Source organism: Variovorax rhizosphaerae (assembly GCF_037889975.1).
Classification (GTDB): domain Bacteria; phylum Pseudomonadota; class Gammaproteobacteria; order Burkholderiales; family Burkholderiaceae_C; genus Variovorax; species Variovorax rhizosphaerae.
The window spans coordinates 1-8,151 of sequence record NZ_JBBKZT010000070.1 but is presented as its reverse complement, the minus strand read 5'-3'; the positions used below and the strand labels follow the sequence as shown (position 1 = coordinate 8,151).

At 59.5% G+C, this 8,151-nt stretch carries 6 protein-coding genes; all 6 read right to left on the bottom strand.

The genetic code is table 11. The features are described from left to right. Positions 1-237 precede the first annotated feature (237 nt). Positions 238-465, bottom strand: coding sequence for a DUF7716 domain-containing protein (locus tag WKW82_RS39815; protein ID WP_340348731.1), 228 nt, complete (start codon positions 463-465; stop codon positions 238-240). A 186-nt stretch (positions 466-651) separates the two neighbouring features. After that, the gene (locus WKW82_RS39810) at positions 652-990 is read right to left on the bottom strand and encodes a hypothetical protein (protein ID WP_340348730.1); all 339 of its coding nucleotides are present in this window, start codon (positions 988-990) and stop codon (positions 652-654) included. 130 nt (positions 991-1,120) lie between these two features. Then, the gene (locus WKW82_RS39805) at positions 1,121-1,426 is read right to left on the bottom strand and encodes a hypothetical protein (RefSeq protein WP_340348729.1); all 306 of its coding nucleotides are present in this window, start codon (positions 1,424-1,426) and stop codon (positions 1,121-1,123) included. Between the two features lie 87 nt (positions 1,427-1,513). Next, positions 1,514-6,352, bottom strand: coding sequence for an RHS repeat-associated core domain-containing protein (locus WKW82_RS39800; protein ID WP_340348728.1), 4,839 nt, complete (start codon positions 6,350-6,352; stop codon positions 1,514-1,516). 144 nt (positions 6,353-6,496) lie between these two features. Then, positions 6,497-6,946, bottom strand: a complete 450-nt coding sequence (locus WKW82_RS39795) for a hypothetical protein (RefSeq protein WP_340348727.1) — start codon at positions 6,944-6,946, stop codon at positions 6,497-6,499. Between the two features lie 76 nt (positions 6,947-7,022). Further along, positions 7,023-8,151 (bottom strand): DUF2345 domain-containing protein (locus WKW82_RS39790; protein WP_340348726.1); only part of this gene is annotated, 1,129 nt, incomplete at its 5' end.

The following is an 8,151-nucleotide window of genomic DNA, read 5'->3' as shown; positions in this document are numbered from 1 at the left end:
CAAATCAGCAAAAAACGGCTTCAGAACTCACCGATCAATGCACGATGTGAAACGGTACTCTCGCCGCAGAGCATGGCTCAAGTTGACGCGGAGTATTTCAGCAGCCTGCTATGCCTTTGCGCCAGAGGTCGTGGGAGCGGATGATTACTTGGGCACTCATTTTGGAGATTGCATATGTCGGGGTTGCACTTCAGATTTGGCTGTGGTTTCGAGCCACCTCCTGCATCCGTGTTCAGTTCAGTACAGATCAAGAAAGTCATCGTGCTCTGCGTAGTGGCTCAGCGCACGAACAACTTCATGCGCTAAGGCGTTGGGCTTCTGCTTGAACGCTAAGTCAACTACGTCCTGGAAGTGATCGCGCGAGTACCCCAACTCCAAATTGTTGGCCTTGACATTGGCTGGATAGACCTCGTTGTCGCCATCATCAAAGCCAACCGTCTCGATAACAAAAACATTGATGCCCACTGAGAGCGAATCCGTGTCGTTAAGGACGTAACCGCATCGGTTTCCATGTCGAGCGCAGCTGCTTCATAAAACACTCTCGCACCCAGATCATTGAAATTAAAGCTCATCGCCCATATTTGTTTTTGCTTGTCGTGGATCTCCACGTCGGTCAAGAAATATGGAACCTGTCGTTCGTTTTGATTGACTTCAAATTCGCACATCGATGCCATGAGGGCCAATAGCATCGACCAGTTCTACATCAGGTCCGAAATCTCTGGGTGGCGGCGCCTGTCCAGTGAGCTTCTCATACAGCGCTCGCAAGAAGCCGGGCTTGTCTTCAATCTCGTCTAATGGAACGGCATGCGGCACCACAGCGCGCCAATATCTTTCGATGGCGCCGGACGACATGACGAACTCTATGGCTTCTCGGACCCTTTGCTTGCTCAGCGGGCCATAGGTATCGAAGTCGGTCTTCATTGCGTCAAATAGTTTGGCGCGGCAACGCTCATCGTTGATATAGAAATCATCAAGCTCGTCGTCGCGCATGGACAGCAAAGTAGTAGTACATCTCTTGGATGTAGCCGTGGTAGATTTTCATGATTACGTTTTCCTCGACTCAACTCGGGGTGCGCCGTGATGATTTATTTTGTGCCACATTGCGGCGTTGAACTCAACGTTATTCGCTAGGATGCCAGTTCGATGGTAATTTATCTAGCTCCATTGCATCTTCTGTAAACCGATTTTCGTTGGCGATTCTGCCTGTTATACAAAAAAATAGGCCCCTGACGTACTCCTTCTTTTCATTTCTTACAAATACTGGAAGATCTTGCGGAATGATCTGATGCCAATATTTTTCAAGATTTTCGCGTGACAGAACATATTCAATGGCATTTACTATTTCGCCCTGTGTTTTTTTTCCAAATTTCTGGAAATCTTTTTTTGCCTCTCTAAAAAACGTCTCTCGATCGCCTGTCTGTTCCATGTCAAAATTCTCTTGCAATTCATCGTCGGAAATGCCAAATAAATGGTTATACAGCAATCTAATATAGGCTAGGTTTACTTGTTGCATTTAAAGTTTTGGGTAGGAGGTATATATTTGATTGGAATTATTTCTTCTCGTAGTAGCCCTAGACGTGGAAGTTGCTTGGCCCCCGCCGGCTGGGTAGCCTTCACCAATAGTGCGGCCCATGTCGACAGTTGCTTCGTTCAATCCCGTTCTATCCATTTCGACACGTCCTCGCTGCATCGCGTCAAGCTGGTCAACATTGCTCAGATACTTCGTTGAATCTGGTCCACCTTGTGGTTTTGGAGCCATATTGGGCCTATCCGGCGGGACACCTGTAATTGCACGATGCTCTTGCTGAGCCATTGTGGTTTGTGCGCCGTGTCGACAATGCGCATGACCTCCGGTGGTTGCGTCATTGCGTTGAAGAATCTCGCCAGCTCTTCTATTTGCGCGGTTGCCGATCAACCCCAGCGGATCAATCCATTCAACAGGGTTGGCAGCATATTGATGAAGGTTCGCACCCCCTGCCAGCTTGATCGGATCGCTGCTGGCGAATCGTCCACTGCTCGGGTCGTAATAGCGATACCGGTTGTAGTGCAGCCCGGTCTCTTCATCAAGGTACTGTCCCTGAAACCGGATCGGGTTCGTGATGCCTGATCGCCTGGCCGCCTCGGAGATGACTTCCTTCGCCTCACCCCAAGCCTTGTAGCTCGCACTCCACGCGATGTTGCCCTCGTGGTCGGTGAGTTCCTGCGGCGTGCCGAGGTGGTCGCACTGGTAGAAGGCAATCTCTTCCTTCGTGAAGGCCGTTGGCCTCTGTTCCTGCTGCCCGTTCCACAGCGGGTCTTGGTCGATGTGGTACTTGCCCCCGTTGGCCTGCATCAGCGCCTTCACATCGGTGGTGGCGCTCAACTGGATCGCCTGCGGCCTCCTTGCCTGCACCAGAGGCACGAAGCTGTCCTTCTCGTGGATGTAGTGGACGGTGTCGGCTTGCCTGTCTTTTCCTGCCCTTGTGGTGCTCTCGAAGGCCAGCACATCCCCGTCCCAGCCGAAGATGGTTTCACCTGCTGCGCTGGTCTTGCCGATGCGCCGTCCCAGCGGGTCGTAGCGGAAGGTGGTTTCGCCTTCTTCCGTCTTCGCACTCACCATCCGGTTGAAGCCATCCCACGTGAAGGTGGTCTTGCGGGCGTTGGCGGTGCGCTTGATCAGGTTGCCGCGCGCGTCGTAGGTGTAGTGGGTGCCTGCGTAGTCCTTCAGCAGGTTGTCCATCAGTTTTGATGCGGCCACCATGCGGATGCGCTGGGCCTTGGACGGGGCGGCCGAGCCGCCCGCGCTGGCCGGGTCGAAGGCCACCGGGTCGGCGATGTTGCCGGCCGGATCGAACGCGAAGATCTCCTTGCCCAGACGCCCGTTGGCTTCGAGGAGCCGCCCGACGGGGTCGTACCGGTATTCGAGTCGGCCTCTTCGGCTGTCGCCGATGATGGTGAGCTGGCCGGCCTTGTCGTAGTGGTAGTTGCGCTCGATGACGGGGGCGGGGCTTGAGCGGGTAAGAGTGACTGGCGGTGTGCCCCGGTGCAACTGTTGCGCGAGCAGGCGTCCGGCCGGGTCCCAGCGCTGGCTCTGGTGCAGGCCGTTGTACTGGGCCCGGCTGACCTCGCGGTGCAGGTCATCGCGCTCGAAGGCGAGGATGTCCTCGCCGTCCAGCAGGAGACCGTGCACATGGCCCGAGCCGTAGCTCAGCCACTCGGTGACGTGGCCATCGGGGCGGATGGTGCCGATGCGCTGGTTGAGTTCGTCGTAGCGGTGCTGCCAGACGGCCGTGCTGCTTCTTTGCAGGTCGGCGTGGTGTTCGCGGGTGAGGTTGCCGGCCTCGTCATGGAACCACTGCAGCTTGGCATGCTGGTTCCTTGCTTCGACGAGGCGACCGTTGCGGTCGTAGCCGAAGGTCTCTTCTTGATCGTTGACCTTGCGCCCGGTGAGGCGGCCCAAGGGGTCGAACTGCAGGTGGGTCTGCAAGCTTGCCTCGGTGACTTCGGCCAAGACTCCCGTGGTGTCCTCGTAGCGGTACTGGGTGGCCTTGCCGTCGAAGCCGACTTCTTCCAGCAGGCGGCCCACGGGGTCGTAGGCGAAGCGGTAGTGGGCGCCGTTCTCGTTCTGCAGCTGAGTCAGGCGCCCGAGCTTGTCCCACTGGTAGACCAGCGTATGGCCGGCGGCGTCGGTGCGGCCTGCGATCTGGCCGGTGGCGTCGTAGCGGTAGCGCGTCTGGCGCTGCAGGGGGTCGGTGTGGGTGAGCAGTCTTCCTTCGGCGTCATGGGCGAATTGCTCTTTTGTGGCGTCGGGCAGGGTGACGCTTTCCAGCTGGCCGGGGTGGTTGGCGGCTTCCTGAGTGGCCGCGGCCAGCGTCTGCTCGCTGAGGGTGGTGTAGCGGTACTGGGTGGTCTGGCCGGCGGCGTCGGTGCTCTGGGCGAGGCGGCCCCGACTGTCGTAGTCCCAGCGGGTGGTCTTGTTGGAGCAGTCGGTGTAGCTGGCGAGTTGGCCGCTGGGGGTGTAGGCGAGTTTCTTGATGCCGCCCTTGGCATCGGTGATGCGCACGGGGCGGCCGGCCTTGTCGTACGCATACCGGGTAACGTGGCCGAGCGGGTCGGTCTCCTCGGTGAGGTGGCCTTGGGGGTTGTAGTCGTGCTTCCAGACGGCGCCTTCGCCATCCATGAGGCTAGTGAGGCGGTGGCTCCTGTCGTACTCGAAGTGAACGCGGCTGCCGTCGGCGCGGGTGTGGGTCTGCAGGTTGCCGTAGGGGTTGTAGAGGTAGTCGTCGGTGCTGCCGTCGGGATGCACGTGGCGGGTGACGTTCTTGGCCTCATCGCGGAAGAACCATTCCTGCTGGCCGTCGGGGTGGACGATGCGGTAGGTGTAGCCCAGGATGTCGTAGTAGTACCAGGTCTCCTGGCCGAGGGCGTCGGTGACGTAGGTCAGGCGGATGTTCCTGTCCCATTCCAGACGGGTGTCGAGGCTGCCGTCGTCGGCCCATTCGCGGATGGCCTTGGCCTCAGGGCCGGTGCCGTCGTACTGGAGGTTGGTGCCGCGGCCGGTGCGGTCGGTGTAGCGGGTGACGAGGTGGTGGCTATAGCGGTAGGACCAACTGGCGCCGTTCTCGTCCTGCGCGGCAATGAGGTCGCCGGACGCGTCGTAGGTGTAGGCAGCGAGTTGACGGACGACCTGGCCGTCCTTGAGTTCCCATGCGGATTCGATGCGGCCGGTGGTGGCGTCGGGGCGGATGCCGACGTGAGCGAGCGTCACATCGCCTTGCTTCGAGAGGATGTCGCTGAGGACTTCTTCGCCGGAGGCGAGCACGTGGTCGTAGCGCAGGCCGATGGCCGCGCCGTCGCGGGCGTGCTGGGCGATCAGGCGGAAGTGCGGGGTGGGCGCGCTGCTGCGATCGGTCTTGCGCTTGCTGGCCACGAGTTCGTAGGTTTCGCGCCAGTCGGGTTGCTCGCCTGCGGGCATCGGCTGGCCGAAGTCCAGCACGAGCAGGGTTTCCGAGAGGCGTGTGGCAGTGATCTGCTCGATCTCGTTGCGATGGCTTTGCCCGACGGCCAGCACCGGGAAGGCATGGCTGCGGCCACCGGCGTCGTGATACACGAAGCTCGGCTGCCCTTCGCGCGGGCCTCGCGGCGCATTGGCGATGTCCACGCGACTGCTGAAGGACGTGGTCCAGCGTGCGCCGAGGCTGCCCTTGTCATAAGCCGCCAGATCGCTGCGGTAGGTCCTGTGCCATGCAATGGCCAGCGGCGCGGGCAGCACGAAGTCCGTGTGCGAGAAACTTTCCGTGCCGAGAGCGAAGTTGATGGCTCGCTTGGTGGCGATAGGTGGGTAGGGGCAGGTGCCGCCATCGCCATAGGCATTGGCCTGCACTGCCACCGTGCCCAGCGGCGTGCTGGGCTTGACGGCCGAGGCTTGCGAGCCATGCGCGGGCGGGATGGAGGCGCCGAGTTCGACCTTCTTGCGCCGGACGGCCGCCAGCAGCTTGTGCATGAGCCACTTCAGGCTTCGCTCTTCGTTGGCATTGCCCAGTTGCGCGAGCTTCTTGCGGAAGTTGCCCTTGAAGTCCGTCAGGCTGGCGATCACGCCGTTGATGCGGGAGGTGACCCCCTCGGGCAAGCGGCTGGCCGCTGCCCTGGAAACGAAGCTGGCGGTCTGCTTGCTCATGCGCACCGCGGAGGCCCACATGCTGTTCCATGTGCTCTGCACCCTCGGGTCGTGAACCTTGGCTGCGGGCGCGGGAGGATTGACGTTGAACAGGTCCTCCTGACCGATCACGCGCTTGAGGATGCTGCAGAGGTTGTCGACGATGGCATCGCACAGATCGGCGCATTTCTTCAGCAGGTCGTCCAGCAGCCCGATGGCTTCCTCGATGTGCTTGTCCAGCGTGCCCGCGAGGGTTGCGTTCAGGTGCGAGGTCAGCACCGTGATCAGGGCCTCGCCGAGGTTGGAGGCGGTGTTCCGGAGTTGCTGCCTGACCAGATGCAATGTCGGGCGCAGGCTCATGCGGGCGGCGGCCATGTTCACCGGCAGCGGGATCAATCCGATCAGGTTGATGCCCAGGCTGACCCAGTTCATGAACTCGTCGATGGAGTCCTTGGCCTTCTTCTCGAAGATGACAATGACGTCGACGAAGACATCGACCAGCGCCATGATGTTGCCGACCACGGGGATGCTGCCCAGCACCATCGTCAGGCGCTCCAGCGTGACGTAACCACCGGTGAAGCCGCGCAGCCAGTCGTCCACGAACTTGCTGGCCGCGGCGATGTCCTGCGGGGCGATGGTGTCCAGCGGCGCCACGGCCTTTTGCCGCTCGCGCTCCTTCGTCTCCGGCGCTGGTGCCGGGGCTCCCTGTTCTGCCATTTCTTGTTCTATCCCTGATTCAAATGCGCACTGCCGATTTCATTGATCGGCGCCGGTCCTTGATTGCATCCCTCAAGGACCCATCCCTCTCATCACCAACTGCCGACTTGCCAACCTCCTCGGCAGGACGCCGACCCCGCCGATCTACGTCTTGGGGTCAAACGCAATGTAGGCAAGGCAGCCGGGGTTCTTCTCACGAAACCCGAACGACACCTTGCCCCACGATTCAGATGAAGAGTAAGTCGTGGCCTCTTCGAGAGAGCGGCCGCGCGGGACACCCGTCGTTTCCAGTCTTGCGTAGTGCCTCTGGATGCTGTCCAGGGGAACGCACGTCCCGGCTATCTCAACGACCAGAAACCCGGGATGAATTCCGGTGCGCTTGATGCGCAAATCGATCTTCGATATGACAACGCCATCTCGAAGCTGAACATCTCCGCCCCGATAAAAATGGAACGCGTCGTTGTTCGATTCGATTTCAGACAGTTTTGAATTGATGGCGGTCTCGATTTTTTCCTTGGTATACGGCAGGCGAGTTTTCAGCGTTCCAACCAGCTCCCAGAGAGTCATCGAATTGCTTTTGGGTGAATCATTCATGGTTTGGGTGACTCCGTTGTTGGCCCATCCGAACAGCATTGATGCTGCAGAAATAGCCGCAGCCAGCTTGAAGATGCTATTTCTTCCCACGTGACTTCCCGGGATAGTAGCTTCCATAGTAATCCGCGTAGGGCTGGTTTGTCGTCGAAGTTATTTCGTTGTTTCCGAATATCTTGCCAATCGAATTGATGGCAGCCTGCTTGTTCTTGTCACCAAGAAACTTGTCATAGGCCCCGTTGTAGGCGGCATGATTTTTTGAATCACCCGCGATTCCAATGTCTTCGCCGCCATTGGCGATTATTTCTCTCTGGACTTTTATGTTGTTCAAGGTTGCCGCACCCTCGTCCGCCAGACAGCCATTCACGTAGGCCGCTTTCGACGACAAATTCTCCTTGTACGGATACAGCGCGTGCCCAGTCTCGTGAGCCAGAATTTGCGTCGCCCGTGCAGGATCATCCACGAGCGCACCATCAAGATTGATGATTTTTGCGGCCCTGTCGGCATACGATCCTTTGCCGACTTCCCCGTAGTCAATCGACCAACCCGCACTCTTCAGCTTTTCCAGGTCTTTCTGCAGAGTGGGCGACTTGGCCACAAATTCGTCTACGCCGGTACCCAGCTTCGACGACGGACTGCCGCCCCCACCCTTTGGCGCCGCAACGAAAGACGCTGGCGGGTTCAGAGGCAAGCCGCTCCCGCCAAGGTCCCCCGCCCACTTCTCCGAATCCGGGAAGTGACTCGCCTCTTCCCACGAACTCCTCGGATCCTTGCCGAACACCACCTTGGCCGTGCCGATCGGCAGCCCCGCCACGCTCGCAAACCCCTGCGCATCCAGACTGCCCTTGTGCACCCCGCCCTCGGCATCCGTCACCGTGTACTCCCCCTGCTTGACCCCCTGACGCTTGTCGCCGTCAGGCTTGAGGTAGTGGTTGAAGAGGTCCAGTTGCCCCTTGCCCAGCTTCATCGTCTCGGGCAGCGTCGGCGAGCCCAGGCTGTTGGGGCCGACCAGGCTGTGCTGCGACGCATGCTCGCGCCACAGCCCCTTGGTGCCGCTCTCGATCCCACTCGCGTTCCACCGGGTGTAGCTGGTGCCCCCGTTGATCAGCACCTCCTCCTTGGCGGTGATGCTGATCTTGTTGGCCTCGACCTTGATGTCGAGCTTGGCGATCACGTTGATGCAGTTCTTCAGCGCCTTGATGTCGATG

Bases quoted from the DNA above. Each gene is read 5' to 3' on its own strand.
- WKW82_RS39810 (WP_340348730.1), bottom strand. From the start codon at position 990: ATGCGCGACGACGAGCTTGATGATTTCTATATCAACGATGAGCGTTGC.
- WKW82_RS39805 (WP_340348729.1), bottom strand. From the start codon at position 1,426: ATGGAACAGACAGGCGATCGAGAGACGTTTTTTAGAGAGGCAAAAAAA.
- WKW82_RS39795 (WP_340348727.1), bottom strand. From the start codon at position 6,946: ATGAATGATTCACCCAAAAGCAATTCGATGACTCTCTGGGAGCTGGTT.
- WKW82_RS39800 (WP_340348728.1), bottom strand. From the start codon at position 6,352: ATGGCAGAACAGGGAGCCCCGGCACCAGCGCCGGAGACGAAGGAGCGC.